Here is a 24,800-nt window from a genome sequence, read left to right as displayed (position 1 = left end):
CCGGGTCGGTCTTTTCTGTTCCCAAGGGGAAAAATATCATGGCAAAACGTGACTACTACGAGGTGCTCGGCGTCGCCAAAGGGGCCGATGCTGCGGCGATCAAAAAGGCCTATCGCCAAAAGGCCAAGGAATTGCACCCCGATCGTAATTCCGACAATCCACAGGCAGAGGCGCAGTTCAAGGAAGCCAACGAAGCCTACGAAGTTCTGAAAGACGAGAACAAGAAGGCCGCCTATGACCGCTATGGTCATGCTGCGTTCGAAAACGGCATGGGCGGTGGCGGCGGGCCACGTGGTGGCGGCCAAGGCGATTTCGCCAGTGCGTTTTCCGATGTGTTCGACGACCTGTTCGGCGATTTCATGGGCGGGCGCGGCGGGGCACGGCGAGGCGGTGCGCAACGCGGCAATGACCTGCGCTACAACCTGCGCATCAACCTTGAAGATGCCTATAGCGGCCTGCAAAAGACGATCACCGTACCAACCGCAGTCGCGTGCGGATCCTGCAACGGCACAGGTGCCGAAGGCGGATCAGAGCCGCAGACATGCCCGACATGTTCCGGCATGGGGAAGGTGCGCGCGCAGCAGGGTTTCTTTACGGTCGAACGCACATGCCCCACATGTTCCGGGGCCGGCCAGACCATCAAGAACCCCTGCAACACATGTCATGGCGTTGGTCGGGTAGAAAAAGAAAAATCGCTGTCAGTCAATATCCCTGCGGGTGTTGAAACCGGCACGCGCATTCGCTTGGCCAACGAAGGCGAGGCCGGACTGCGCGGCGGCCCGACGGGCGATCTTTATATCTTTATCGAAGTCCGCGAACACGCGCTGTTCGAACGCGATGGGGTTAACCTTTTCTGTCGGGTGCCCGTATCTATCGCCACCGCTGCATTGGGTGGCGAAATCGAGGTACCGACCATCGACGGCGGGCGTAGCCGGGTGAAAGTTCCCGAAGGATCGCAATCGGGTCGGCAAATGCGGCTGCGTGGCAAAGGTATGCCAGCCCTGCGTGGTGGCGCAAACGGCGATATGTTCATCGAGCTTGCTGTCGAAACGCCAGTCAAACTGACGGCACGACAGCGCGAAATCCTCAAGGAATTCGACAGCCTCAGCGAGGAAAACAATCCCGCAGGCAGCAGCTTTTTCAAATCGGTGAAAAGCTTCTGGGACGCGATGAAAAGCTGATATTAACCGGCATTTAACTAATCATGCGGCAGAGTGGGCAGATGACCCACTTTGCCGAAAACCGTTCACTTTTTCCCGATATTGATGATGTCGTGGATATCCCGCCCATAGGGGGCGCTCGCACGCCTTCTTATCTGCGCGACCACCGCAAACGCCTGCGCGAACGGTTCATGGCTGGCGGGGCCCATGCCATGCCTGATTATGAACTACTGGAATTGGTGCTATTTCGGGCGATTCCACGGCAGGATGTCAAACCGTTGGCGCGGGATCTGATCGACACCTTCGGCGATTTCAACCGGGTTCTGTCCGCGCCGATCACGCAACTGATGCGCACCAAGGGGGTTGGCGATACTGTCGCTCTCGAATTGAAAGTGGTCGAGGCTGCAGCCCACAGGCTTGCCCGCGCCCGCGTTATGCGGCGGCACGTTGTTTCCAGTTGGGCGGCCTTGCTGGACTATTGCCATACGGTCATGGCGCATCGTGACATAGAACAGTTCAGGGTGCTTTACCTAGACACGAAAAATGTGCTCATCGCGGATGAGGAACAGGGGAAGGGTACGCTTGATCATGTGCCCGTCTACCCGCGCGAGGTGGTCAAACGCGCGTTGGAACTGAACGCGGCATCACTGATCCTTGTCCACAATCATCCGTCCGGTGACCCGACGCCATCGGACATGGATATCGCCATGACACGTCAGATCGCACAGGCCGCGCAACCATTGAATATCACGGTTCACGACCATCTGATTATCGGAAAATCCTGCGAGATCAGTTTCCGCGCCGAAGGGCTCTTTGGCTAAAGCATTTGGACTTTAGCGAGCAGCCAATATCACGTCCTCGAACATATTCGGCATCAAGAGCGACCGGCCCTGCGCATCGCAGTTTGGCAAAGGAATGTACAAATCGCGAGCGCTCAGCATATTGCCCGCCCTTGTCTGGATTGCGTGGGCATCGACAGTCCGATTGCAATTCCGCTCTGTGACCAGGGCGCCGACATACAGCGAAACGGCGCCACCGCGCTTCATCAACCCTGATGGAACCGTATACACCTCTGCCATATAAGGCATATCAGCGGCAGCTAGACCAAGCCTTTTTATGAAACCCCGTTCCCCTGCAAGCGCCCTTTCAGGGCTGGATGCAGCTGCAAACCACACATGGCCGGGGTCTCCGATCTTTGCACCAAACTCCAGCGCATGAAGTTGCAGGTTGTCTTTGCCCCGCCATTGAAGGACCGCACGGTCATAGAAGACCAAGTCTGGAACGCGCAACGCCACGCTGGCCACTTCCAGGTTGTCGAACGAAATTGCAAAACTGGCATCGACAGCCAAAGCTGGCGCACTGATCCGTGCCGTTCCCGTGCTATCGGTCTTGCCAGAGAACGTCATCCCCATATGACGGATTACGAAGAACGCGTTACGGTGGCACTTGGCAGACACATGCAGATGAACCATCGCCGCAATCTCGGGTGATGCTGCCAAGGTCGTTTGGCAATCACCTATTGGCCCTGCCTGGATGGTGCCCATGGCCGGCACCGCCATATCGGGATGGCTGGCCGGGATCGCAGCAACCGTCTGCACATTTTCCAAATGCGACAGTGGGGTCACCACGACCTCAGGCACACCAAAGATCGAATCGCTTTGTGCGTTATTCACGGTCATCGTGCTGATGACTTCAGAACGGTAAGCCGACCCGGTGCGTTCAGATTCTGCGCTGCCCGCGCCGGCAATCTGCAAAGACAAGCCAGCCACCAAGGCAACGACAACCGTCACCAAAACCGTCTTTAACGTCGCCTTGCCAGACATCACGAACATCCCCGGACCAACAAATCCTGTTTTATCATGGAGGCAGAGCATGACCAGACAAGGACGATGCGATGGTTATCGAGTGGCGGGATCGTGTCACATTTCAGGCAAGCCGCCCATGGCAATGCTTGAATTTCTGGCCTGACCCACACGGGCACAGGTCATTACGGCCAGGATTGCCCCATGTTTCCGGATTGGTTTCATCAAAGCCTTCGCGCGCTGGCCCGGCACCTTCGGCCACTTGGGTCGCTGCTGCCGCCTGCGCCTGTGCTGCGCGTTGTTGTTCGCGCAGCTGTGCAATCATCTTTTCCTGCTCTTCGGCTGACATTGGCCGGATCTGGGCCAGCTTTTTCGTAACGTCATTGCGCAGGCTGTCCAGCAGACGTTCGAACAGTTGAAAGCCTTCGGTCTTGTATTCATTCAACGGGTCACGCTGGGCATAGCCCCGGAACCCGACAACAGACCGCAGATGCTCTAGCGTCAGCAAATGTTCACGCCATTTGGCATCAATGGTTTGCAACAAAAGCTGTTTTTCCACGTTGCGCATGGTTTCCGCCCCAAGAGCCTGGGTCTTTTCATCCATGAATTTGTCGGATTCCTGTTCAAGCCGTTCGCGGATGTCATTGTCGTCCACGCCTTCTTCTTCGGCCCAAGACATGACGGGAACGTCAATGCCAAGGTTTTCAATCACCGCAGCATACAGCCCCTCGGTGTCCCACTGGTCGGCATAGCTTTTGGCGGGAATATGGTCCGCGACAAGGTCATCAATCACCTGATGGCGCATGTCCCGCACGATTTCCGACAGGTCGTTGGCTTCCATGATTTCGCGGCGCTGTGAAAAGATCACCTTGCGCTGATCATTCATCACGTCGTCGAATTTCAAAAGTTGTTTGCGGATATCAAAGTTGCGCGCCTCAACCTTGGCCTGCGCGCGTTCCAGCGATTTATTCACCCAAGGGTGCACAATCGCTTCGCCTTCTTTCATGCCAAGGCCGGACAACACCTTGTCCAGCCGTTCCGATCCGAAAATCCGCATCAGATCGTCTTCAAGCGACAGGAAAAACGCAGACCGCCCCGGGTCACCCTGACGGCCGGACCGCCCGCGCAACTGGTTGTCGATCCGACGGCTTTCGTGGCGTTCCGTGGCCAGAACATACAGGCCACCTGCATCCTTCACCTTTTGCTCATCGGCTTCGTGTTCGGCTTCGATCCGGGCGCGGATTTGTTCAGGGTCGGAATCGGGGTCAGCTGTCAGTGCTTCCATGATCTTGAATTCGACATTGCCGCCAAGTTTGATGTCGGTCCCGCGACCTGCCATGTTCGTCGCGATCGTCACGGCGTTCAGCTTGCCCGCATCTGCAATAATCTGCGCTTCTTTTTCATGCTGGCGGGCGTTCAACACGTTGAACTTGATACCTTCTTTTTCCAACAACTGCGCCAGGAATTCCGATTTCTCGATGGATGTCGTGCCCACAAGGATCGGCTGACCCTTGGCGTGAGCTTCCTTGATTTCGGTCACGATGCCGGCGAACTTTTCCTGTGCGGTGCGATACACCTGATCGTGCTCGTCGATCCGCGCGATCGGCCGGTTGGTTGGCACCTCGACCACGCCAAGCCCGTAGATTTCCATAAATTCCTCTGCCTCGGTGACTGCGGTGCCGGTCATGCCGGACAGTTTGTCATAAAGGCGGAAATAATTCTGGAACGTCACTGATGCCAGGGTAACGTTTTCCGGCTTGATCGCCACGCCTTCCTTGGCTTCGATCGCCTGATGCAGCCCCTCAGACAGGCGGCGACCCGCCATCATGCGCCCGGTAAATTCATCGATCAACACAACTTCGCCATCGCGGACGATGTAATCCTTGTCGCGCGAAAACAGCTTGTGTGCCCGCAGTGCCTGATTGACGTGATGCACCAGCGTCGCGCTTTCGGGATCATACAGCGTCTGACCCTCGGGCAGCTGGCCCAATGCGGTCAGCCGTTCCTCAAGAAAATCGTTGCCTTCATCGGTGAATGTCACCTGCCTGGTTTTTTCATCCAGCGTAAAGTATTCATCCTTGACGTCAGGGATCACCTTGTCGATGGCAGCATACATTTCACTACGGTCTTGCGCGGGGCCGGAAATAATCAACGGGGTCCGCGCCTCGTCAATCAGGATGCTGTCCACCTCGTCCACGATTGCGAAATTGTGGTGGCGTTGATACATCTGGTCCAGCTCAGATTTCATGTTGTCGCGCAGATAATCAAAGCCCAATTCGTTATTGGTGGCATAGGTCACGTCGCAGGCATAGGCGGCTTTCTTTTCGTCATCGGGCTGTTGCGGCACGACGACGCCGGTGGTCAGGCCCAAGGCACTGTAAACCTTGCTCATCCATTCGGCGTCGCGGCGGGCAAGATAGTCGTTGACGGTGACAATATGCACACCCTTGCCTGTCAGCGCGTTCAGATAGGCCGGAAATGTCGCGACAAGGGTTTTACCTTCGCCGGTTTTCATTTCTGAAATGTTGCCTTGATGCAGGAATATCCCGCCCATCAACTGGGTGTCAAAGGCCCGCAGGCCCAACGCGCGCTTGGCGGCCTCGCGGCAGTTGGCAAATGCCTCTGGCAGCAACGCATCAAGGCTTTCGCCCTTGCTGGCGCGTTCAGACAGTTCTTGTGTCTTTTCCTTGATACCTTCGTCAGACAGCGCCTCGAACTCGTGTTCAAGCGTGTTGATCTTTTCAACCAAGGGGCGCACTGCTTTCACTTTGCGGTCGTTCGGTGTGCCAAACACCTTTTTGGCAATGGTTCCGATACCCAGCATATTTTCTCCGATGGCGCGTCTGCGCCTGTCTGACATCTATTTGAGAGGAGGTTGCTTGTAGGCCCATCGCAGGACACCTACAAAGGGCCCGGGCCAGCCCCCTCGAAGGCCTGAAAAGGATGTAAGGGGCAGGGTATGCAGTGTCAACGCCGCGCACCAGCGTGGTCAATCAAGGGATCGTAAAATGCTGAAACATGTTACATTTTTGGGGTCTGCGGCCCTGTCATTCGCGCTGGCAACCAGCGCAATGGGCCAAGACGTAACCGCCGATACTATCGTCGCCCGTGTTGGCGACACAGAAATCACGATGGGCGAGGTTATCATCGCCCGCGCACAGCTGCCGCAACAGTATAACCAGTTTCCGGACAGCGTTCTGTTCGAAGGTGTCGTCGATCAATTGATCCAACAGCAGCTGTTGGCGGATGTGCTGGAAACTGTGCCAAGCCGCATTGAACTGGCGTTGCAGAACGAACGCCGCGCCATGCTTGCAGGCGAGGTTATCACGGCTATCACCCAAACCGCTGTGACCGAGGAGGCTTTGCAAGCCGCCTATGACGCCCGCTTTGCCAACGCCGATGATGTCAGTGAATTCAACGCTTCGCATCTTCTTGTCGAAACCGAGGAAGAGGCGATCACCGCCAAGGCACGTATTGATGAGGGGGCTGAATTTGCTGACGTGGCACGCGATGTATCCACTGGGCCGACCGGGCCAAACGGGGGCAACCTTGGCTGGTTCAGCGCAGGTGCGATGGTGCCGGAGTTTGAGACGGCAATCATGGCACTGGAAGTCGGCGAAGTAACGGACCCCTTTCAGACGCAATTCGGCTGGCATGTGGCCACGCTGAACGAAATGCGCGTTCAGCCCCGCCCCAGCCTTGACGAGTTGCGCGGTGAACTGACATCTGAACTGCAAGAGGCCGCCGTCACCGCCCGTCTTGATGAATTGAGCGTGGCGACAGAGGTCACCAAACCGGCAGAGGGCGAATTCGACCCTGCACTCATCAACAACCTTGATCTTCTGGATTGATTGACCATGGCCCTTTCGCCCCTTGCCCCTGCGGCTTTTCCTGAACTGCCTGTTGTTGATGGCGTGACCTTTGCCGCAGGCGCGGCCGGGGTCCGCTACAAGGGGCGCACTGACGTGATGCTGGCAATACTTGCACCCGGCAGCGCGGTGGCCGGGGTGTTTACACGCTCTGCCACCCGCTCTGCTCCGGTGCTGGATTGTCAGGCCAAGATTGGCGGTGACCCATCCGGCCCTGCCGCCATTCTGGTGAATTCCGGCAATTCCAACGCCTTTACCGGCCGCAACGGTGTGGAAGCGGTCGAGGCGTTGACCACCGCCGTCGAACAGGTCACCGGGGTTGCAAAGGCCCGCGTATTTACGGCCTCGACCGGGGTGATTGGCGAACCGTTGCCATACGACCGGATCACTGCAAAACTGTCAGAGCTTTCAGACGGGCAAAGCGCTGAAAAAATCGCTGATGCGGCCCGCGCCATCATGACAACCGACACCTTTCCCAAGGGCGCCGCTGCGACGGTTGATGTGAATGGCAAGCCCGTCAGGATCGCCGGGATCGCCAAAGGGTCAGGGATGATCGCGCCGGACATGGCAACGATGCTGGTCTATATCTTTACCGATGGGCTGATCGAACAGGGGGCGCTGCAATCGCTGTTGTCCGGGATCAACGACCGCACTTTTAACTGCATCACAGTCGATAGCGATACGTCCACATCTGACAGTCTTATCATGGGCGCGACCGGCGCGTCCGGTATTGATGTAACCGGCAGCGATGATTTTGCGCAGGCGCTGCATGGTATCATGCTGGACCTTGCACATCAGGTCGTCCGTGACGGCGAAGGTGCGACCAAGTTCGTCACCATCAGCGTAACGGGCGCCGCCGATGATGCCGACGCCCGTAAGGTTGCCATGGCCATCGCCAATTCGCCCTTGGTGAAAACTGCGATTGCCGGACAGGACGCAAACTGGGGCCGCGTCGTCATGGCCGTTGGAAAATCGGGCGCAGCGGCGGACCGTGACAAGCTGTCGATCCGCTTTGGTGACATTACGGTGGCCGAAAACGGCTGGCGTGCACCGAACTATTCCGAAGACGCGGCAAGCGCCTATATGAAGAACCCCGAACTGACGATCGGCGTCGACCTGGGGTTGGGCGATGGCCAATGCACCGTCTGGACCTGCGATCTGACCCACGGGTATATCGACATCAACGCCGATTACCGGTCATGAAAACGGTTCTTGTTGCGGCGGTCGCGCTGATCGATCCTGACGGGCGGGTGCTGCTGGCACAGCGCCCCGAAGGCAAATCAATGGCGGGGCTTTGGGAATTTCCCGGCGGCAAGGTCGAGGCAGGCGAAACCCCTGAAGTCGCCCTGATCCGCGAGTTGCAAGAGGAGCTGGGCATCGACACCTGGGCGTCTTGTCTTGCGCCGCTGACATTTGCCAGCCATTCCTATGATGACTTCCACCTGCTGATGCCGCTGTTTGCCTGTCGCAAATGGGATGGCACGCCGCAATCACGCGAAAATCAGGCGCTCAAATGGGTGCGCGCCAACCAACTGCGGGATTATCCGATGCCTGCCGCAGATGTACCATTGATCCCGATCCTGCGCGATTGGCTATGACCCGCGCAAAGCACGCGGTCTTGGCCAATCTTAGCTGTCGGATTTTGCTGTCTCTTTTCTGACGGGCTGTGGCCTGACGCCACGTCCGTTTATCATGCCAAGGTGTGTGCAGACTTGCAGCACATGCCAATAGCCCAGATCTAATGCTGCCTTGGTGTGCAAGTGCGGCAGGACAACGACGCGGTCGATCTGCGCCCCGCGCTCTATCCCCAGAATTTGGTGCAGGCTGTGGCCTTCGGTCAGATCCATATGCATCAGAATCATGGTCCCGCGCATCCAGGCAAGGGTGGGCACACGCAGCAAGCGATCATAGACGATATCAGCCACCGGGCTGTGTCCGGTGACCGCAATGGTCGGTCCGGGTCTGTAGCCGCCAAGCCGGTAACCAACAGGCCCTTGCCAGTGTGGCAGGGTCAGAACCTCTGCCATGTTCGTCGCAGCTTGGCCCTGCTGTGCGATGTTAAGATTTTGCATTTCACCCCCTCCGCACCCTTGTGGCGCGCTGATGCCCTTGACTGCCTTTGGTCTTAGGCCATCCGGATGCACGGGTAAAATTCATAATAATCGTTTATAAAGCGACTTTTTCTTATGGATTGTGCAAAAGGGCGGCCCAAACGGACCGCCCTTTGCTGTTCTGGTGATGTGCTCTTTCGTCGCGCTACACTCAGAGGTTGCGCTCGACCTCTTCCCGCTCAAAGATTTCGATCACGTCGCCGGGGCGCACATCTTCGTAGTTTTCAAACGCCATGCCACATTCCTGACCCGACTGAACCTCCGCCACTTCGTCCTTGAAGCGCTTGAGCGTTTTCAGCGTGCCTTCGTGAATCACCACGTTGTCGCGTAGCAGACGCACACCGGCGGACCGGCGGGCGACGCCTTCGGTGACAAGACAACCAGCCACCTTGCCGACGCCAGAGACCTTGAAGACCTCCTTGATGTTGGCGTAGCCGATGAACTTTTCACGGATCTCGGCGGACAGCAGACCAGAGGCGGCTTTCTTGACGTCATCCACCAAGTCGTAAATCACCGAATAATAGCGGATTTCCACACCCTTCTGGTTTGCGGTCTGACGGGCCGATGCGTTTGCGCGAACGTTAAAGCCAAACACAGGCGCGCCCGATGCCTCGGCCAGGCCGATATCGGATTCAGTGATAGCACCGACACCCGAATGCAGCACGCGCACACGCACTTCCTCGTTGCCGATCTTTTCCATCGCCTGCACGATCGCCTCGGCGGAACCCTGCACGTCGGCCTTGACCACGATGGGCAATTCGCTGACGTTTTCGTTTTCCTTTGCGTTGGCCATAAGCTGTTCAAGCGTTGTCGCCGCACCTGCCGCCGCGCGTTTCTCTTTCGCGGCTTTTTCACGGTATTCTGCGATTTCACGCGCTTGTGCTTCTGTATCGACGACGTTCAGAACATCGCCCGCCTCGGGCGTGCCGTTCAGACCCAGAACCTCGACCGGAACGGCGGGGCCTGCTTCCTTGATGCGTTCGCCCTTGTCGTTGATCAACGCGCGAACCTTGCCGTATTGTTCGCCCACGACAAAGATATCGCCCTGGTGCAGCGTGCCGTTCTGGATCAGAACGGTGGCCACGGGCCCACGACCAACGTCAAGTTGCGCCTCGATCACGGCACCTTGGGCGGCGCGATTGGGGTTCGCTTTCAGTTCCAGAATTTCCGCCTGAAGCGCAATGGCCTCCAGCAGGTTATCCAGACCCTTGCCCGTCAGCGCCGACACCTCAACATCCTGCACATCACCAGACATCTTTTCGACGATGACCTCGTGTTGCAGCAGATCGGTGCGCACCTTGTCGGGGTTCGCGGCAGGTTTATCCACCTTGTTGATCGCCACGATCATCGGCACCTTGGCGGCCTTGGCGTGGTTGATCGCCTCGATCGTCTGCGGCATCACCGCATCATCGGCAGCAACAACCAACACCACGATATCCGTGACCTGCGCACCGCGCGACCGCATCGACGTGAACGCCGCGTGGCCGGGGGTATCAAGGAAGGTCAGCGTGGCACCGCTGTCAGTCGTAACCTGATAGGCGCCGATATGCTGCGTGATTCCGCCTGCTTCGCCTGAAACAACTTTGGCGTTGCGGATCGCATCCAGCAACGATGTCTTGCCGTGGTCAACGTGGCCCATGATCGTGATGATCGGGGGGCGGCTGACCAGATCGGCGGGCTTGTCTGCCTCTTGAACGATCACGTCTTCCACATCCGAATCAGATACGCGCACGACACGGTGACCAAAGTCTTCAATGATCAGTTCGGCGGTATCGGCATCAATCGTCTGGTTCTGGGTCGCCATGATGCCATTATTCATCAGAGATTTGACCACATCAGCCACACGTTCGGCCATCCGGTTGGCCAGTTCCGAAACGGTGATCGCCTCGGGCAATTGCACGTCGCGGACAACCTTTTCGCGTTCGACCTGGCCACCCATCGCCTTGGCGCGGGCACGGTCCTGTTTACGCTTCATCGCAGCCATGGACCGCTGGCGGCCACCTTCGCGACCGGTCAGGGCATCGTTCAGCGTCAGCTTGCCTGCACGGCGACCGTCATCTCCACGTCCAGGCTTGGCCTTGGTCGCTTTGTCACGTGGTTCTGCACCACGGTCCGCCTTGCGCGGCGCGGCAGAAGGACGGGAAATCGCGGCCTCACCTGGCACATCAGCGGCGGCGGGCGGCGCATCGGCGGCGGCCTTGGCACGCGCTGCTTTTTCTTCCTTGCGCTTTTCTTCCTCGGCCTTGGCCTTGGCGCGTTCTTCACGTTCGCGGTCTTCGGCCTCTTTGGCTTCAATCTCGGCGCGACGGGCCTCGCGGTCTGCGGCGCGGGCCTTTTCTTCGGCTTCGCGCTTTGCATTTTCCTCGGCCTCGCGGGCCTTGGCCATGGCAAGCGCCTTCATCCGGCGCGCAAGCTCGACGTCGGAAATTCCTGCGGGACGCTTGGACGGGTCACCGCCAAGTGGTGCCGAACCGCCCCCTGTGGCTGGCTTTGCCGCACCGGGTTTGGGCACCACAACGCGCTTGCGCTTGGTTTCCACCACGACGTTCTTGGTCCGCCCGTGGCTAAAGCTTTGCTTTACATTGCTCGGGCGCGAGCCACCAAGGCCGAGTGTCTTTTTGCCGTCGTTATCGCTCATCTAGCTTCTTTATCCTTCCCGGAGGCCGTTTTGCCGCCGTTCCCTTCGCGCAAACCGCGTAGCTTTGTGGCATCGTCTACAACACGATCACTGAGTCCACCAGCCGCAAGCGCGCCATGTATCACACTTTGCCGTCCAAATGCCAAACCCAATTCCGCTGCGGTCAAGCAGCCGAAGTATCTGGCACCCTCGGGCGTCCATAATTTTGTCTTGCCCCGTTCCGACCCGTCAGAGGCCTGAACCAGAACACGGACCCGCTCACCCCCGGCAAGCCAGCCTTTTACCTTTTCGAACCCGCAAACCGCAAGGCCGGCCTTGCGGGCCAGCGCGATCAGGTCAATCACGCGGCGCGCCAGCTGGCGTTCCACCTCGTCGATCAACCCGTCGGGCACCGTCACGGCCTGTTTCGCACTGCGCGAAAACTGGCCCTTGCGGGCGGCATCCAGTGTGGCGCGGTCAGCAGTCACATACATGCCGCGTCCGGGCAATTTACCCAGCACGTCAGGCACGACCTGATTGTCAGGCCCCACCACAAAGCGGATCAATCCCGCCTTTGGCTGCACCTCGCCGGTAACGATGCACTTGCGTTCGGCATCGTCCCGTTCCTTGTTGTGGCCACCGCGCGCCATTCCCGAACCCCCGAAGGCCTGCGATCAGGCCTCCGCCTCCTCTGTTTCTTCTTCGCCTTCGGCTTCTGCCTCAAGCTCTGCCGGATCAACCCAGCCCAGCATCACGCGGGCGGTCATCACCATGTTCTGCGCTTCCTCAAGCGAGACATCGAAAGGTTCCAGAACGCCATCATCCTTGACCCGCTCGCCATCGACGGTCGTCCAGCCACCGGCCAGTTCCCAGTCAGCGCAGGTTGCGAAATCTTCCAGCGTTTTCACACCATCCTTGCCCAATGCCTCGAGCATTTGGGGCGTCAGACCGTCAAAACCAACAAGGCTGTCCTCGACACCCAAAGCGCGGGCGGCTTCCATGGCTTTCTTGTTCTGCTCTTCCAGATAGTCACGCGCGCGGGCCTGCAATTCGGCAGCGGTATCCGCATCGACACCTTCGATGACCAGCAGTTCATCCTGCTCGACATAGGCGACTTCCTCAAGGCTTGTGAACCCCTCAGACACTAGTAGTTGGGCAAAGAATTCGTCCAGATCAAGGGTGTCCATGAACAATTTCGTGCGTAGTTCGAATTCGGCCTGACGGCGCTTGCTCTCTTCTTCCTCGGTCATGATGTCGATATCAAGCCCGGTCAACTGCGACGCAAGACGGACGTTCTGGCCGCGACGGCCAATCGCCAGCGACAATTGCTCTTCTGGAACAACGACTTCGATCTTGCCCGCTTCTTCATCCAGCACCACCTTGGACACCTCGGCAGGCTGCAAGGCGTTCACGAGGAACGTTGGCATATCTTCGTTCCATGGAATGATGTCGATCTTTTCGCCCTGCAATTCGTTCACAACGGCCTGCACACGGCTGCCGCGCATACCGACGCAGGCACCGACAGGGTCGATAGAGCTGTCATAGCTGATCACAGCGATTTTGGCGCGCGAGCCGGGATCGCGGGCCACTGCCTTGATCTCGATGATGCCTTCATAGATTTCGGGCACTTCCATCTTGAACAGTTCGGCCATGAATTCAGGCGCTGTGCGCGACAGGAAAATCTGCGGCCCGCGCTGTTCGCGGCGCACCTCCTTGATGTAGCAGCGAATACGGTCGTTGGGGCGGTATGCCTCGCGGCCGATCTTTTCGTTGCGGCGCAGCACAGCTTCGCCCGAACCCACGTCAACGATGACGTTGCCGTATTCTTCGCGCTTCACCAGTGCGTTGATGATCGTGCCGGCGCGATCCTTGAATTCTTCGTATTGCTTGTCACGCTCGGCTTCGCGGACTTTTTGCAGGATTACCTGCTTGGCCGACTGCGCCGCGATCCGGCCCAGTTCAACCGGCGGCACTTCCTCGATGAATTCGTCGCCGACCTTTGGGTCTTCCAGATATTCGCGCGCCTGCGCGACCGTCATTTCCGCCTGATAGTTCTCAAGCTCTTCATCCGCGACCACTGTGCGCACACGGGTGAACGTGGCCTTGCCAGTCTTGCGGTCGATGGACACGCGAATATCCATTTCCGCGCCGTAACGCGATTTGGCAGCACGGGCGAGCGATTCTTCCATCGCCTCGACCACCAGACCGGGTTCGATGTTCTTTTCGCGGGCCACGGCCTCTGCTGTTTGCAGCAGTTCCAGTTGGTTTGCGGATGTATATGCCATCAGGAGTTCTCCTCGCCATCAATGATGGTTTCTATTTCGTCAAATTGGGCTTCGTCGATCTGGCCCGCATCCTTGCGCCCGCGCAACACGTCGCGGATCAGTTCATCTGTCAGCACCAGCTTGGCATCTGACAGCCATTCAAATTTCAGCCCGATGGTGCCTTCCTCAATCGTGATCAGGACCTCATCGCCATCGGTTCCGGCCAACTGGCCTTTGAACCGGCGGCGGCCATCAATCAGCGCTTCCGTCTCGATCTTGGCTTCGAACCCTTCCCATTGGTCGAAATCCTTCAACCTTGTCAGTGGGCGGTCGATGCCAGGGCTGGACACCTCAAGGTTATATTCGTCAAGAATCGGGTCTTCGACATCCAGAACCGCGCTGATCGCGGTCGATACCCGACCGCAGTCATCGACTTCGATCGTGCCATCAGGTTTCTGAACCATGATCTGCAAGATCGTGTCCTTGCCGGACATCAGCCGGACACGCACGACCTCAAATCCCATGTCCTCGACGACAGGGGTAATAATCTCGGCTATCCGGCGGTCAATCGCCGCTTTCGCGATCAGGTCGTTCATGTCACTCACGCATAAAAAAACGGGCGCGCGGCCCGTTGATGTTTCCCGGTGGGCCTTGGGGGTGGAAACCAAAGCGCCGCTGTTGATGCTGATATACGCAGTGTTGTCGCAAACTGCAAGGGGGCACACGGGATGAACCGTATGCCCCCTGGTGTCCTGGTTTCTTACAGACCCAAAAGCCGGTTCAGTTCTGCCAAAGCCGCATCTGACAGTTCGTCTCCCTTGGTCAAAACATCAAGGCTGGTTTGCAGCGTTGTTTCTGCTTCCTGCGCATCTGCCTCTGCCTCTGCCAGATCAGCAAGCGCAGCGCCGACAGCAGCGTCATATGCTGCTTCATCATAGGCTACGGCGGTTTGTTCCTCGCCTTCAACGACAACCGTTTCTTCTACGGCTGCGGCAGGGAAAAGTGCTGCTCTTTCGTCTTCGGTCAGCGCCAGCAAGCTTAGATATTTGTCGCCAGCGGCGGCTTCTATCGCAGCAAGGTCAGAATACTCTTGCTGTGCCTGCTGATAAACATAGAGCTTGCCCGGCATGCTGTCGCCAGAGGCATTTTCCAGCGCATTCTGGTTGGCATGCGCGGCATTCAGGCCCCGCAGTTCGCGCGCGACCCGACCGCGTTCGCTGCCCCCGCGGGCATTGTCACTGCGCGAATTTTCACTACGGCTTCGGTTGCGATTGGAATTTCCGTTGCCTTTACCGTTGCCACCGCGTTCTGCATGTGCAGCGGTTGGCGAAACTGATACGAAAGACACAGTCGTCACAGAAAGCGCAAGCGCAAGCACACTCGTTCCTGCGATTGATTTCTTGAACAGATTCATCACGAATCCTCCTCTGGTTCATTTCCCACTTAGGTTGCGTAGTGGCTATGCGATGAACCAGCGTTGAACGATCCGTTATCATCAAACGCAAAGTTTGATCATTCTGGTAAGATTTTATCTTTTAATATCAACGTATTAACATGATACATAAAATAACGCCCTGCCTTTCGGCAGGGCGTTATTCAGCAATTTATGGCCGATCAGGCGACGGACCAGCGTTCCAACATGCGGTTGTTGTCCATTTGCGCAGTGTTCCCGACGATATCAGGCGTCGCAATCCGGCTGCTCAGGGCCTGCACAAAGTTGGCGAACATCGGAATGATCACACCGCCTTCGTCACGCAGGATCATCTGCATCTCGGTGTATTGCTCGCGGCGCTTGTCGCTGTCCAGTTCAGCGCGTGCGGCATACAACAGTTCCTGGAACCGCGGGTGATCCCACTGGCTGTCGTTCCACGGCACGCCTGCCTCGTAGGCCGAGGAAAACATCCAGTCCTCGGTAGAGCGGCCCGTCCAATACGACGCGCAAAACGGCTTTTTCAGCCAGACGTTTGACCAATACCCGTCGGCAGGTTCCTGCACGACATTGATGTTGATGCCAGCAGGTGCCGCAGCCGCCTGATAAAGCTGGGCCGCGTCAACAGCCCCCTCGAACGCCGCGTTCGACGCGGACAGGTTGATGTCGATGCTGTCCAGCCCCGACTGCTGAAGATAGAACTTGGCCTTGTCGGGATCATAGGTCAGCTGCTCCAGCCCGCTGGCATAATACTGGTTGGCCGGCCCAATCGGGGAATCGTTGCCGACCTTGCCGTGACCCAGCAGGATCTTGTCGACCATTTCCTGACGGTTGACGCCGTATTTCAGCGCCTTGCGCACGTTCACATCATCAAAAGGCGCGGTTTTGGTCAGCATCGGGAAGGTATAGTGCTGATTACCCGTCACTTCCTGAATGTTGATGCGGGGGTTGGCGCGCAGCAAGGCCTCGGCCTTGAAATCAATCCGGTTGACCGCGTCGACCTGTCCGGTCATCAGCGCGTTCATGCGGGCCGTGTTGTCATTGATTGCGATCAGCTCGACCTCTTCAAAGAAACCTGCGGTGTCACCCTTGTAATGGTCGGCCACACGGCGGCCCACGAAACGCACACCGGGGTCAAAGGCCACGACCTGATACAGACCGGTGCCGATCCCCTGGGCAATCGCCTCTTCGATCTGGCCTGCGGGATACATCAGCAGGTGATAATCCGACATCAGATAGGGGAAATCGGCGTTACCGGCTTCCAGCGTGAACTGCACCTGATGGTCGGTGACCTTTTTCATCTCGGTAATAGCGGCCACCAGCGGCTGCGCGGCGGATTTCGATCCCTCGGCCACGTGCATTTGCAGCGATTCGATCACGTCATCAGCACCAAAGGCCTTGCCGTTGTGAAATGTCACACCCTGACGCAGATTAAAGGTCCAGACTTTCGCGTCGGCGCTGGCCTCCCAGCTTTCGGCCAATTCGCCCTGTAGCGACCCGTCGGCGGCAACCTCGGTCAGTGCATCAAATACACCACCAAGCGCTGCGGCAATCATGAACACATCCGAATGTGTCCGGCCATCCCAGCTGTCGGATGTGTTGGCACCGGACAGGCCAGCAGTAAACTTGCCACCCTTCGTTTGCGCACGCAGGGGCATGCCGGACAGGCCCAGAACACCAGCAGCAACACCCGTTTTCAGCAGTCCGCGTCTACTTAATCCACTCATTTGATTACTCTCCCATTTCGATTTTGTCAGGGCCTGTTCGGCCTGTTCGTCGCCCAGAGGGCGCATGATTCGTGCTACATCTTATCAAGGGCGGCATCGCCGATATTATCAACTCCGCGTTCGGCCAGCAGATTGGTCAACCAGTCTGGGTCCATTTCCGGCACAGACGACAACAGAAGTTCAGTATAACGGTCATGGGGCGGTTTGAACATGGCATCCTTGGGACCCATTTCCACCACACGTCCGTCTTTCATCACAACTACCTCGTCGGCGATGGCACGCACCGTCGCCAGATCATGTGTGATGAACATGTATGTCAGTTTCAAGTCGTCCTGCAACTTGGCCAAAAGCCGCAGGATACCTTCGGCGACAAGCTGATCCAGCGCCGATGTCACCTCATCGCATATGATGAACTTCGGCTCGGCCGCCAACGCGCGGGCGATCCCGATGCGCTGTTTTTGCCCGCCGGACAATTCCGACGGCAGGCGGTTGTAATATTCCGACGGCTCCATCTCGATCTGTTCCAGCAGCTGGTTCACGCGCTTGCGTTTCGCAGACCCGGTCAGGCCTAGGTAGAATTGCACCGGTCGCGCGATGATCTGGCCGATCGACATGCGCGGATTCAACGCGGTATCGGCCATCTGATAAATCATCTGGATCTGCCGCAACTGGTCCTTGCTACGCTTGCGGTAATCAGGGGGCAGCACCTGCCCATCCAGCAGGATCTGGCCTGCACTTGGCGGCAACAGCCCGGTGATACAGCGCGCAGCCGTCGATTTGCCCGACCCGCTTTCGCCCACCACGGCCACGGTGCGCCCTTCATGCATGTCAAAGCTGATGTCATGCAGCACCGGCACCTTGCCATAGGCGGCATCCACGTTTTGCACGCTGATGACAGGCACCGCGTCCGCAGATACCGCGGGTTTCACAGGTCGTTGAAAACTGCGCACCGCCCATAGCGATTTGGTGTATTCCTGCGTGGGGGCCGCCAGCATCGTGCGGGTGTCGGCGGTTTCCACTTCGTCCCCGCGCAGTAGTACCTTGATCCGGTCGGCCATCTGCGCCACGACCGCCAGATCGTGGGTGATATAGATCGCGGCCGTGTTGAACTGTTCGACAATATCCCGGATCGCGGCCAGAACTTCGATCTGCGTCGTCACATCCAGCGCGGTTGTCGGTTCATCAAAGATGATCAGGTCAGGCCGACAGGACATTGCCATCGCCGTCATGGCCCGCTGCAATTGCCCGCCAGACACCTGATGCGGATAGCGAAACCCGATCTGTTCCGGGTCCGGCAGACGCAGTTTGGCGTAAAGCTCGATCCCGTCTGCAATGCTTTCGGCACGTGACATGACACCGTGCTGCACGGGCCCTTCGACATGCTGGTCGATCAGTTTGTGCGCAGGGTTGAAACTGGCCGCCGCCGATTGCGCCACATACGCGATACGCTTGCCCAACAGCCCGCGTTTGACTGCGGCAGAGGCTGTCAGAAGGTCAATTCCGTCAAATTCCACCGACCCGCCGCTTATCCGCACGCCGTCACGGGTATAGCCCATCGCGGCCAGCCCCAGTGTGGATTTTCCGGCACCGGATTCACCGATCAGCCCCAGCACCTCGCCTTTGGCCAGCGTCAGGTCGATCCCGTTGATGATCGGGTTCCACACCTCTTCACTGCGGCCTTCCAGCTTGACACCGCGCATTTTCAACAGCGTATCTGTCATTCTTTCAGCCCCGATGATCTTTGCAGCATCCAGTCAACGACAAAATTGACCGCCACGGTCAGCATCGCGATTGCCCCCGCCGCCAAAAGGGGTGCAGTTGCCGCCTGCGGCGCGAAGGCGGCATAATTCACAAAACTGCCCAGATCGCGCACCATCGTGCCCCAGTCAGCCAAGGGCGGCTGAATGCCGACCCCAAGGAACGACAACGCTGCAATGGTCAGGAAAACAAAACAGAACCGCAGGCCGAATTCGGCCAGCAGCGGGGCGGTCGCATTGGGCAGAATTTCCTTGAACACCAGATAGCCCAGCCCCTCGCCGCGCAGCTTGGCCGCCTCGATATAGTCCATCACCACGATGTTCTGCCCCACGGCACGCGCCAGCCGGAACACCCGGGTGCTGTCGATCACCGCGATGATCAACACCATGAATACCGTCAGCGGAATGCCGGTGCGCGGTGCCCAGACGCTGGCGATCGTCATCAAAAGCAGCGCAAAGATCAGCGACGGGATCGCCATCAGCACATCGACCGCGCGCGACAGCAGCTGATCCAGCCAACCGCCCAGCGTCGCCGCCAGAAAGCCAAATGTGCCACCCAGCAGAAATGCGAGCACGGTCGTAGCAAAGGCGATGCCGACAGTATTCTGCGCACCATAGATCAGCCGCGACAGGATATCGCGCCCGATCTGGTCGGTGCCGAATGGAAACGCAGGATCACCGCCCAGCGCCGGATCACCGCCCGGCACGATATTCGCGGCAACACCCGGAATGATCTGTTCCTGCCCATAAGGTGCCAGCCATGGCGCAGTGATTGCAACAAAGGCATAGATCAGGATCATCAGGATGCCGAACGCGGCGGTCAGCGGCATGGCGCGGAACATTTTCCGGCTCCACGCGGTGCCGATGCTGCGGCCCGCCAAACGAAACAGCCAGGCGGCGATGGCGCAGATGATGAAACCTTCGACGGCGATGCGCAGGAAAAAGAACTTGTTCGCAATCAACGGGTCGGCACTGTGGCCTTGCATGTAGGCCCACACCAGCCACGCCAGCGCCACCGCGCCCAGCACATATCCGTACGCCACGCCATAAGGCATGTCGCGGAAATAGGGGGCCTGCCGTGTCACGGCCTGCCCGCCAAACCGGAACACCCACGCGACAGCGGCAATCACGACCAGAGCAAGGGCAAACCAGATCATTTCGGATGCCTCATGCGGGGATTAGACAGGATCGACATGATATCAGCAGTCAGGTTCAACAAGATATACGCGGCCGCAAAGATCAGGCAGCAGGCCTGCACCACGGGGATATCGCGGATCTTGACGCTATCTACGAACAACTGCCCGATACCGGGATAGACAAACACCACCTCGACCACGACGACACCGGTAATCAGATAGGCCAGGTTGATCGCGATGACATTGATGATCGGAGCCAGCGCGTTGGGCAGGGCATGGACGACGATCACCCGCATCGGCGACAGGCCTTTCAGCCGGGCCATTTCGATATAGGGACTTGCCAGCAGATTGATGATTGCAGCACGGGTCATCCGCATCATATGGGCCGTGACGACAAGGGTCAGCACCAGCGCGGGCAGCATGGATTTTTCCAGCCGCTCGTTAAAGGCCATGCCTTCGTAGATATTCGACAGCGACGGAAAGATCGGGTTCAGCACGGCCAGAAACAGGATCAGGATATAGGCCAGAAAGAATTCGGGGCTGGAAATCGACGTCAGGGTAAAGATATTCGCTGCCCGATCGAACACTGAATTGCGGTAAAGCGCCGCCAAGATCCCAAGGATGATGGCAAAGGGCACAGCAATTGTTGCCGTCACCGCAGCAAGGAACATGGTGTTGGCAAAACGTGGCGCGATCTGCGCAGCAACGGTGGTGGCCCCTGATGTGGTTCCCGTAAAGCTGGCGAAATTGGCCTGCGCGAAACTGGTGCCCAGATCGCCCTGCACAACACCGCCAAGCCAGTCGAAATACCGGGCGATCAAGGGTTGATCCAACCCCAGATCCCGCCGGATGGACGCCACAGCCTCTGGCGTGGCCCCCTGGCCCAGGATCGATTCAGCAAAATCGCCCGGTAGCATGTTCACAGCCGTAAAGATCACTACCGATACGATCAGCAATGTCAGAACGCCCAGCGCAAGGCGCTGCAATATGATTTTCAGGACGCTGCCCAAAACGATATTTTCCCTATTGGTTGCCCAATAGCTTAGCCGCAGAACCCCGACTGTAAAGCCTAAAGCCCCAACATGTCCCTTTGGGCGCCGATCGCGTCCATCGTATGCACCAGCTCGGCGCTGATGCCCGGCTCGGATAATGCATGCCCCGCACGGCCAATCAGCGTCAGCCGGGCCTTCGGCCACATCTGCGCAAGTGTATGCGCCGACACAGGCGGGCAGATCATGTCATAACGCCCTTGCACGATCACGCCGGGGATATCCGCAATCTTTGCCATCTGCGCCGGGTGCAGGATCTGCTGTTCCTCGGCCAGAAATCCGCCATTGTGGAAATAGTGGTTTTCCAGCCGGGCAAAGGCGCGGGCATAATCTGCCGGGCTTTCGCCTGTCATGCCGTCACTGTCCATGGATGCCAGTGCATTTTCCCACGATGCCCAGGCACGGGCATAGCGGGTTTCAAGTGGGATATCCCCCGAAAACAAACGCCGGTGATAGGCAGCGATAAAATCACCCTGTTCATCCTCGGGTATCAGGCCCGCGAATTTCTGCCATAGATCAGGCCAGAATTTCCCCGCACCCCCACCATAGAACCAGTCCAGTTCCGGCTGGGTCATCAGAAACACGCCGCGCAGTGTGAGCGCAGCCGTCCGATCAGGATGCGCTTGCGCATAGATCAGCGCCAGCGTCGCCCCCCAGCTGCCACCAAAGACGATCCAGCGATCAATCCCCAGCGTTTCGCGGATCAATTCGATATCGGCGACCAGATGCCAGGTCGTATTCGCCTGCACGCTGGCATGCGGCCGCGACCGGCCGCAGCCGCGCTGATCGAACAGGATGACCCTGTAGACATTCGGGTTGAAATAGCGGCGCATCGCCGGGCTGCAACCGCCGCCGGGGCCGCCATGCAGAACAACGACCGGGATACCATCGGGGTTGCCGCATTGTTCAACATAGATGCGGTGCCCGTCGCCGACATCCAGCATCCGTTGATCAAAGGGATCGACGGGGAGGTAAAGATGCGCGCCTGGGCGCTTTTGTCCTACGACTTTGTCCATAATCATCCTATATCGCGTCTTGAAACAACTGACCATGACCGCCGCACAAATCGGAGCCAACAAATGTCCGCGACTGCCACGAATACCGTCGATCCCGCCGAAATCGCCAAATTCGAAGCGATGGCCGCTGAATGGTGGGACCCGGCAGGCAAGTTCAAACCGCTCCACATGATGAACCCTGTGCGGCTGGATTATATCACCAGCCAGATCGCCGCCGAATTCGGGCGTGATCTGTCGCAGCCGGAACCGTTCAAGGGGTTGCGCATTCTTGATATCGGCTGCGGTGGCGGGTTGCTGTGCGAGCCGATGGCGCGATTGGGGGCCACCGTTGTCGGTGCCGATGCGGCAGAACGCAATATTCCCGTCGCACAGGTGCACGCCGAACAATCGGGCCTGAATATAGACTATCGCCACACCACAGCCGAGGCACTGGCCGCCGCAGGTGAACAATTCGACGTGGTGCTGAACATGGAAGTGGTCGAACATGTCGCCGACCCGCTGGGCTATCTGACGGCATGCCAGCAATTGCTGAAACCCGGCGGGCTGCACCTGTGTTCGACGATCAACCGCAATCCAAAATCCTTTGCCATGGCAATCGTCGGCGCGGAATGGGTCATGCGCTGGCTGCCCAAGGGCACACATGAATGGAACAAGTTCATCACCCCCGATGAATTGTTCGATCTGCTGACCAGGGCCGGGCTGACACCGGTTGATCGCAAGGGCTATGTCTTTAACTTCGCGCGGTTCACATGGTCGATATCTGACCGCGACCTGTCGGTGAACTATGTCACGGCGGCAACCAAGCCGGTTGAATAAACCCGCGTTTATCCTCAAAACGACGCGGACGGACACATAGTGCGGGGCAGGTGCATTGAAAGCGGCGATCAAACGGTGGAACAAACTACGGCTGCAAAAAAGGCGGCAGTGGGCGACAGCATCGCGCATGGCAAGGATCACAAAGGAACAGTTTCAAAGCGCCGGAATAGCCGTGCCTGACTTTCGGATCACCAGATCGGATGAGCCCGTCGGCGGAACCGACATCATCATGCGCAGGGAACGTGGTGCGATTGTCTGCTTGTTCAACGGGACCGTGTCGCAGTTATATCTGGGACACTCCCACAACAAACTTGCCGCTTATATGCACTGGTTCGGACAGACACCCGGTCACATTCGCGAAATCGTTGTCGATGCCTCGGACGGGGATGCGCCGAACACGGCCCGCTATACCTATTGCGCAAGGTCGGCAGAAAACACGCCGCTACCTGACCCGCATTTCTTTCGCGACCACGGCTACCGCGCGACTGATCGTTTTGCAGCAGATAACGCCGCCAACTGGGATGATCGAAGCGATCAGATTCTCTGGCGGGGCGCACTGAACAATGTTGGGCTTTTCTCGCTCGACCCTGCGCTGAACGAACATGCAGGCGTGATGCAACGGCTGCGGATGGCGCTGAAATGCAGGGACAACGATGTCGATTTCCGTTTTGTCGCACAACCTGACCGGCCACATGACCGCATACTCGACACGGCAGGTTTGATCGGGGGCTATATCCCGACCCACGATTGGGCGGGGATGAAATACGCCATAGACATTGATGGTTATACCAATGCCTGGTGCAATCTGATGCAACGGTTAAAGCTGGGCTGCTGCGTATTGAAAGTGACCAGCCCCTTTGGGTATTATCAATGGTACTATGATAGACTTGTCCCATGGGAACATTTCATCCCGATCAGTGCTGATCTGTCTGATCTGAATGAAAAAATCGACTGGGCCAGAACCCACCAGTCCAAATCCCGCGATATCGCGAAGGCCGGCCAAACCCTGGCAAAATCCCTGACGTTTGAAAGCGAACGTCAGGTCGCTGTGAACGCTATCGTGGAAAGGGAACGGGCATGACGCAAAGCTGGCATGGCAAGAACATTATCGTCGCCGGTGGGGCGGGGTTCATCGGGCACCAGATTGTGTCGACGCTTTTGCGCGCAGGGGCATCTGTACATGTGATTGACAACTTTTCGACAGGTGATCCCGCTCGTCTTCATGCTCTGGCCACTGAAACCGGGCACCTGACATTTGACCGGCACGACATCACGCAGCGGCGGACATTTCCCACAACCGACGTCATTTTCAACCTCGCCAGTCCGGCATCTCCTGTTCACTATCAAAACGACCCGTTGCAGACGTGGAAAACCAACGTCATCGGCACGCTGCATCTGCTGGAACATGCAACGGCCTGCGGGGCAACATTGGTTCAGGCCTCTACCAGCGAGGTTTATGGCGACCCTCTGTCACATCCACAAAAAGAGACGGATTGGGGCAACGTTAACCCGATCGGCCCGCGCGCCTGTTATGACGAAAGCAAACGCGCCGCCGAAACACTGTTGATGGATGCTGTGCGCAGTGCAGACGCCGATATCCGCATCGCACGCATATTCAATACATACGGGCCGGGCATGCAGCTTGACGACGGGCGGGCAATTCCGAATTTCATCGCGCAGGCGCAAGCAGGCCAGCCACTGACGATCCACGGGAACGGCAGCCAGACGCGCAGTTTCTGTTATGTCAGTGATACCGTTGACGGGCTGCTGCGCCTCGCCACCATGCGCCCCGCCCGAGGCGAGGTCGTCAACATTGGCAACCCCCACGAAATCACGATCAGGCAGGCGGCGACAGCTATCAACAACGCCTTTGGGCGGCCAGACCATGTCGTCTTGCGGCCCCGTCCGGTTGATGACCCGTCACGCCGCTGTCCCGATATCACAAAGGCGCACCGCCTTTTGGGCTGGCTCCCGCAAGTGACATTCGACGCGGGTCTGCACCTTATGGCCGGTGCCCGCGCCGTGCCGATTACCGTCTGACACCCGG

Annotated in this window: 21 protein-coding genes; 8 read left to right on the top strand and 13 right to left on the bottom strand. The window is 58.1% G+C overall.

Annotated features, from left to right (window positions below):
• The first annotated feature begins 38 nt into the window (after positions 1 to 38).
• Together dnaJ and radC are read left to right on the top strand one after the other, a co-directional pair.
• The gene (gene dnaJ, locus ACTG4B_RS00645) at positions 39 to 1,181 is read left to right on the top strand and encodes a molecular chaperone DnaJ (RefSeq protein WP_439153734.1); all 1,143 of its coding nucleotides are present in this window, start codon (positions 39 to 41) and stop codon (positions 1,179 to 1,181) included.
• 41 nt (positions 1,182 to 1,222) lie between these two features.
• Positions 1,223 to 1,981, top strand: coding sequence for a RadC family protein (radC, locus tag ACTG4B_RS00640; RefSeq protein WP_439153733.1), 759 nt, complete (start codon positions 1,223 to 1,225; stop codon positions 1,979 to 1,981).
• A 12-nt stretch (positions 1,982 to 1,993) separates the two neighbouring features.
• Here radC and ACTG4B_RS00635 read toward each other — a convergent pair whose 3' ends face one another.
• Positions 1,994 to 2,992, bottom strand: a complete 999-nt coding sequence (locus ACTG4B_RS00635; protein WP_439153732.1) for a translocase — start codon at positions 2,990 to 2,992, stop codon at positions 1,994 to 1,996.
• Positions 2,993 to 3,086: 94 nt separating this feature from the next.
• A complete protein-coding gene (gene secA, locus ACTG4B_RS00630; protein ID WP_439153731.1) occupies positions 3,087 to 5,786 on the bottom strand; it encodes a preprotein translocase subunit SecA in 2,700 nt (899 codons plus the stop codon).
• A 184-nt stretch (positions 5,787 to 5,970) separates the two neighbouring features.
• Between secA and ACTG4B_RS00625 the strand changes: the two genes are divergently transcribed.
• From ACTG4B_RS00625 to mutT, 3 genes are read left to right on the top strand one after another with little or no spacing between them, the layout of a single operon-like run.
• The gene (locus ACTG4B_RS00625; protein ID WP_439153730.1) at positions 5,971 to 6,813 is read left to right on the top strand and encodes a peptidylprolyl isomerase; all 843 of its coding nucleotides are present in this window, start codon (positions 5,971 to 5,973) and stop codon (positions 6,811 to 6,813) included.
• A 6-nt stretch (positions 6,814 to 6,819) separates the two neighbouring features.
• Entirely contained in the window at positions 6,820 to 8,034 is a 1,215-nt protein-coding gene (gene argJ / locus ACTG4B_RS00620; RefSeq protein ID WP_439153729.1) for a bifunctional glutamate N-acetyltransferase/amino-acid acetyltransferase ArgJ, read from the top strand.
• Entirely contained in the window at positions 8,031 to 8,429 is a 399-nt protein-coding gene (mutT, locus tag ACTG4B_RS00615; protein ID WP_439153728.1) for an 8-oxo-dGTP diphosphatase MutT, read from the top strand. The genes argJ and mutT overlap by 4 nt, the downstream gene beginning before the upstream one ends.
• Before the next feature lie 30 nt (positions 8,430 to 8,459).
• Here the strand turns inward: mutT and ACTG4B_RS00610 are convergent, their stop codons facing one another.
• The 11 genes from ACTG4B_RS00610 to pip all read right to left on the bottom strand — a co-directional run bounded on the left by ACTG4B_RS00610 (position 8,460) and on the right by pip (position 21,937).
• The gene (locus ACTG4B_RS00610) at positions 8,460 to 8,903 is read right to left on the bottom strand and encodes a hypothetical protein (protein WP_439153727.1); all 444 of its coding nucleotides are present in this window, start codon (positions 8,901 to 8,903) and stop codon (positions 8,460 to 8,462) included.
• A 190-nt stretch (positions 8,904 to 9,093) separates the two neighbouring features.
• Entirely contained in the window at positions 9,094 to 11,580 is a 2,487-nt protein-coding gene (gene infB, locus ACTG4B_RS00605; RefSeq protein ID WP_439153726.1) for a translation initiation factor IF-2, read from the bottom strand.
• Complete coding sequence (locus tag ACTG4B_RS00600; RefSeq protein WP_439153725.1) at positions 11,577 to 12,209, bottom strand: RNA-binding protein; 633 nt, start codon at positions 12,207 to 12,209, stop codon at positions 11,577 to 11,579. The genes infB and ACTG4B_RS00600 overlap by 4 nt, the downstream gene beginning before the upstream one ends.
• Before the next feature lie 24 nt (positions 12,210 to 12,233).
• Positions 12,234 to 13,844 (bottom strand): transcription termination factor NusA, encoded by a 1,611-nt coding sequence (nusA, locus tag ACTG4B_RS00595; RefSeq protein WP_439153724.1) that lies wholly within the window; start codon positions 13,842 to 13,844, stop codon positions 12,234 to 12,236.
• Complete coding sequence (gene rimP / locus ACTG4B_RS00590; RefSeq protein WP_439153723.1) at positions 13,844 to 14,419, bottom strand: ribosome maturation factor RimP; 576 nt, start codon at positions 14,417 to 14,419, stop codon at positions 13,844 to 13,846. Before rimP ends, nusA begins: the two co-directional genes overlap by 1 nt.
• A gap of 164 nt (positions 14,420 to 14,583) precedes the next feature.
• Entirely contained in the window at positions 14,584 to 15,240 is a 657-nt protein-coding gene (locus ACTG4B_RS00585; protein WP_439153722.1) for a hypothetical protein, read from the bottom strand.
• Between the two features lie 197 nt (positions 15,241 to 15,437).
• Entirely contained in the window at positions 15,438 to 16,979 is a 1,542-nt protein-coding gene (locus ACTG4B_RS00580; protein ID WP_439153854.1) for an ABC transporter substrate-binding protein, read from the bottom strand.
• A gap of 74 nt (positions 16,980 to 17,053) precedes the next feature.
• Positions 17,054 to 18,700, bottom strand: a complete 1,647-nt coding sequence (locus ACTG4B_RS00575) for an ABC transporter ATP-binding protein (protein WP_439153721.1) — start codon at positions 18,698 to 18,700, stop codon at positions 17,054 to 17,056.
• Positions 18,697 to 19,893, bottom strand: coding sequence for an ABC transporter permease (locus ACTG4B_RS00570; protein ID WP_439153720.1), 1,197 nt, complete (start codon positions 19,891 to 19,893; stop codon positions 18,697 to 18,699). The genes ACTG4B_RS00575 and ACTG4B_RS00570 overlap by 4 nt, the downstream gene beginning before the upstream one ends.
• Positions 19,890 to 20,882 carry an ABC transporter permease gene (locus tag ACTG4B_RS00565; protein WP_439153719.1) on the bottom strand — a complete coding sequence of 331 codons (993 nt, stop codon included), beginning with the start codon at positions 20,880 to 20,882 and terminating at the stop codon, positions 19,890 to 19,892. Before ACTG4B_RS00565 ends, ACTG4B_RS00570 begins: the two co-directional genes overlap by 4 nt.
• A 59-nt stretch (positions 20,883 to 20,941) precedes the next feature.
• The gene (gene pip / locus ACTG4B_RS00560) at positions 20,942 to 21,937 is read right to left on the bottom strand and encodes a prolyl aminopeptidase (RefSeq protein WP_439153718.1); all 996 of its coding nucleotides are present in this window, start codon (positions 21,935 to 21,937) and stop codon (positions 20,942 to 20,944) included.
• Positions 21,938 to 22,000: 63 nt separating this feature from the next.
• Here pip and ubiG point away from each other — a divergent pair, with 63 nt between their 5' ends.
• The 3 genes from ubiG to ACTG4B_RS00545 all read left to right on the top strand — a co-directional run bounded on the left by ubiG (position 22,001) and on the right by ACTG4B_RS00545 (position 24,793).
• A complete protein-coding gene (ubiG, locus tag ACTG4B_RS00555) occupies positions 22,001 to 22,753 on the top strand; it encodes a bifunctional 2-polyprenyl-6-hydroxyphenol methylase/3-demethylubiquinol 3-O-methyltransferase UbiG (protein WP_439153717.1) in 753 nt (250 codons plus the stop codon).
• A 127-nt stretch (positions 22,754 to 22,880) separates the two neighbouring features.
• Positions 22,881 to 23,834 carry a glycosyl transferase family 90 gene (locus tag ACTG4B_RS00550; RefSeq protein ID WP_439153716.1) on the top strand — a complete coding sequence of 318 codons (954 nt, stop codon included), beginning with the start codon at positions 22,881 to 22,883 and terminating at the stop codon, positions 23,832 to 23,834.
• Positions 23,831 to 24,793: an NAD-dependent epimerase/dehydratase family protein gene (locus tag ACTG4B_RS00545; RefSeq protein ID WP_439153715.1), complete on the top strand. Its 963-nt coding sequence runs from the start codon at positions 23,831 to 23,833 to the stop codon at positions 24,791 to 24,793. The genes ACTG4B_RS00550 and ACTG4B_RS00545 overlap by 4 nt, the downstream gene beginning before the upstream one ends.
• Positions 24,794 to 24,800 lie beyond the last annotated feature (7 nt).

Source organism: Yoonia sp. (genome assembly GCF_965660735.1).
Classification (GTDB): domain Bacteria; phylum Pseudomonadota; class Alphaproteobacteria; order Rhodobacterales; family Rhodobacteraceae; genus Yoonia.
The sequence above is the reverse complement of the archived record's forward strand: the minus strand, read 5'-3'. Positions and strand labels throughout refer to the sequence as shown.

What these genes read in the sequence shown, in the direction of transcription:
- secA (WP_439153731.1), bottom strand. Translation starts at nt 5,786, where the DNA reads ATGCTGGGTATCGGAACCATTGCCAAAAAGGTGTTTGGCACACCGAAC.
- ACTG4B_RS00575 (WP_439153721.1), bottom strand. Translation starts at nt 18,700, where the DNA reads ATGACAGATACGCTGTTGAAAATGCGCGGTGTCAAGCTGGAAGGCCGC.
- ACTG4B_RS00610 (WP_439153727.1), bottom strand. Translation starts at nt 8,903, where the DNA reads ATGCAAAATCTTAACATCGCACAGCAGGGCCAAGCTGCGACGAACATG.
- ACTG4B_RS00580 (WP_439153854.1), bottom strand. Translation starts at nt 16,979, where the DNA reads ATGAGTGGATTAAGTAGACGCGGACTGCTGAAAACGGGTGTTGCTGCT.
- ACTG4B_RS00600 (WP_439153725.1), bottom strand. Translation starts at nt 12,209, where the DNA reads ATGGCGCGCGGTGGCCACAACAAGGAACGGGACGATGCCGAACGCAAG.
- dnaJ (WP_439153734.1), top strand. Translation starts at nt 39, where the DNA reads ATGGCAAAACGTGACTACTACGAGGTGCTCGGCGTCGCCAAAGGGGCC.
- ACTG4B_RS00625 (WP_439153730.1), top strand. Translation starts at nt 5,971, where the DNA reads ATGCTGAAACATGTTACATTTTTGGGGTCTGCGGCCCTGTCATTCGCG.
- infB (WP_439153726.1), bottom strand. Translation starts at nt 11,580, where the DNA reads ATGAGCGATAACGACGGCAAAAAGACACTCGGCCTTGGTGGCTCGCGC.
- ACTG4B_RS00545 (WP_439153715.1), top strand. Translation starts at nt 23,831, where the DNA reads ATGACGCAAAGCTGGCATGGCAAGAACATTATCGTCGCCGGTGGGGCG.
- argJ (WP_439153729.1), top strand. Translation starts at nt 6,820, where the DNA reads ATGGCCCTTTCGCCCCTTGCCCCTGCGGCTTTTCCTGAACTGCCTGTT.
- ubiG (WP_439153717.1), top strand. Translation starts at nt 22,001, where the DNA reads ATGTCCGCGACTGCCACGAATACCGTCGATCCCGCCGAAATCGCCAAA.
- pip (WP_439153718.1), bottom strand. Translation starts at nt 21,937, where the DNA reads ATGGACAAAGTCGTAGGACAAAAGCGCCCAGGCGCGCATCTTTACCTC.
- rimP (WP_439153723.1), bottom strand. Translation starts at nt 14,419, where the DNA reads ATGAACGACCTGATCGCGAAAGCGGCGATTGACCGCCGGATAGCCGAG.
- ACTG4B_RS00570 (WP_439153720.1), bottom strand. Translation starts at nt 19,893, where the DNA reads ATGATCTGGTTTGCCCTTGCTCTGGTCGTGATTGCCGCTGTCGCGTGG.
- nusA (WP_439153724.1), bottom strand. Translation starts at nt 13,844, where the DNA reads ATGGCATATACATCCGCAAACCAACTGGAACTGCTGCAAACAGCAGAG.
- ACTG4B_RS00550 (WP_439153716.1), top strand. Translation starts at nt 22,881, where the DNA reads ATGGCAAGGATCACAAAGGAACAGTTTCAAAGCGCCGGAATAGCCGTG.
- mutT (WP_439153728.1), top strand. Translation starts at nt 8,031, where the DNA reads ATGAAAACGGTTCTTGTTGCGGCGGTCGCGCTGATCGATCCTGACGGG.
- radC (WP_439153733.1), top strand. Translation starts at nt 1,223, where the DNA reads ATGACCCACTTTGCCGAAAACCGTTCACTTTTTCCCGATATTGATGAT.
- ACTG4B_RS00635 (WP_439153732.1), bottom strand. Translation starts at nt 2,992, where the DNA reads ATGTTCGTGATGTCTGGCAAGGCGACGTTAAAGACGGTTTTGGTGACG.